This is a genomic window from Streptomyces sp. SID14478 (genome assembly GCF_010548525.1).
In the GTDB taxonomy this organism is placed as follows: Bacteria; Actinomycetota; Actinomycetes; order Streptomycetales; family Streptomycetaceae; genus Streptomyces.
In genome coordinates this window covers 1-1869 of record NZ_JAAGMG010001296.1, presented here as the reverse complement: position 1 = coordinate 1869, position 1869 = coordinate 1, and the positions used below count along the sequence as shown (strand labels likewise).

Here is a 1869-nt window from a genome sequence, read left to right as displayed (position 1 = left end):
ATCAAGCTGCTGGAGCAGGAGAACGAGGTCCTGCGCCGGGCCGCTGCCTACCTGTCCCAGGCGAACCTGCCGGGAAAATGATCTACCCGCTCGTGAAAGAGCTGGCCGCAGGCGGGGTGCCCGTCACGGTGACGTGCCGGGTCCTGAAGCTCGCCAGACAGCCCTACTACCGATGGCTTGAACGGCCGGTTACCGACGCCGAGTTCGCACAGGCCGCCCGGGCTAACGCTCTGTTCGACGCCCACCGCGAGGACCCTGAGTTCGGCTACCGGTTCCTGGCCGACGAGGCCCGCGCCATGGGATCTGGCATGGCCGACCGGACCGCGTGGCGGATCTGCCGCGACAACCGCTGGTGGAGCGTGTTCGGCAAGAAACGCGGCAAGAGCAAGAAGGCAGGCCCCCCGGTCCACGACGACCTGGTCCGCCGTGTTTTCGCTGCCCCGGGACCGAACCGCCTGTGGCTCGCCGACATCACCGAACATCACACCACGGAAGGGAAGTTGTATCTCTGCGCGGTCAAGGACGTCTTCAGCAACCGAATCGTGGGCTACTCGATCGACGCGCGGATGAAGTCCCGCCTGGCCGTCGCCGCCCTGGACAACGCAGTGGCCCGCCGCGATCACGTCGCCGGGTGCATTCTGCACAGCGACCGCGGATCGCAATTTCGCTCCCGCAGATTCGTCCGCGCACTTGATCTGCACCGGATGGCGGGATCGATAGGGAGAGTCGGGGCGGCCGGCGACAACGCGGCCATGGAGTCCTTCTTCAGTCTGCTCCAGAAAAACGTCCTCGACCGCCGCACCTGGGCCACCCGTGAAGAACTCCGGATCGCGATCGTGACCTGGATCGAACGGACCTACCACCGACGCCGCAGACAAGCCACACTCGGCCGACTGACCCCCATCGAATACGAGACCGTCATGACCACACCGGCCCTCCAAGCCGCGTAACCAAACCTGTCACCCAAGGCTGCATCAGACCCCCGCCTGGGCGCCGGGCCTGCACGAGGCCCTCGTCGGGCTGGGCGAGGGCGACTTCGTCATCGTCGACGGGACGCTCATCCCGACCGACCGTGTCAGGGCGGACGAGCCGTACTACTCGCAAAAGCACCGGCGGCACGGCATGAACGTCCAGGTCATTGCACGCCCCGACGGCACACCATTGTGGTTCTCCCGCGCGACACCAGGCCGCACCCATGCCCTGACCGCGGCCCGCGCCCACGGCATCACCCAGACATGCCACACCCGGCAGATCCTCAGCCTGGCCGACCGGGCCCACCAAGGCGCCGGCACCACCGTCCGCACCCCCTACAAGAACCACCACGAACAACCCGCCCACTACCAGCAGTTCAACCGCGACCACGCCCGGCTCCGCGCACCGGCGAACGCGCCTTCGCACAACTGAAGACCTGGCGGATCCTGCGCCGGGCCAGATGCTCCACCCGCCGCATCGGCACCATCATCCAGGCCATCCACACACTCCTGACCTGTACGTATTCAGGATGAAAGAGGTTTACTGACGCTAAAGACTGGGGTGAACTTGGAGCGTCTTTGATTGAGGGTGATTTCAAGGGCGCAGCAGCGACTGGTGTCGGCCTCTGGGCTGGAGCTGTTGCGGGTGTTGCATGCGAGGCTGTGCTCGGGGCGGCTTCCGTACCCACACGAGGAGTGGCCGGTGTAGCTGGCCAGGGGGCGTGCTTTGCTGCGTCCTATTACACCGGGCAGTGGGCACAAGGAACCCTTTTCATCCTGCTGCTGAGCTGGCCTGATGCAGGACTACGACGGCGTGGACGGTGGTGGTGATGCGGGTGGTCGAGCATCGGAGTTTGCGCAGGAGTCGCCAGGTTTTGAGGGTAGCCATGGCTCGTTC

The 1869-nt window shown here is 65.7% G+C and carries 3 pseudogenes; 2 read left to right on the top strand and 1 reads right to left on the bottom strand.

Annotated elements, in window-relative coordinates:
- Together G3I40_RS41290 and G3I40_RS41285 are read left to right on the top strand one after the other, a co-directional pair.
- Positions 1–950: pseudogene (locus G3I40_RS41290) on the top strand (IS3 family transposase); the annotation flags it as partial.
- Positions 951–987: 37 nt separating this feature from the next.
- A pseudogene (locus tag G3I40_RS41285) lies at positions 988–1505 on the top strand (transposase family protein); the annotation flags it as partial.
- Between the two features lie 238 nt (positions 1506–1743).
- Here the strand turns inward: G3I40_RS41285 and G3I40_RS41280 are convergent.
- Positions 1744–1869: pseudogene (locus tag G3I40_RS41280) on the bottom strand (IS5/IS1182 family transposase); the annotation flags it as partial.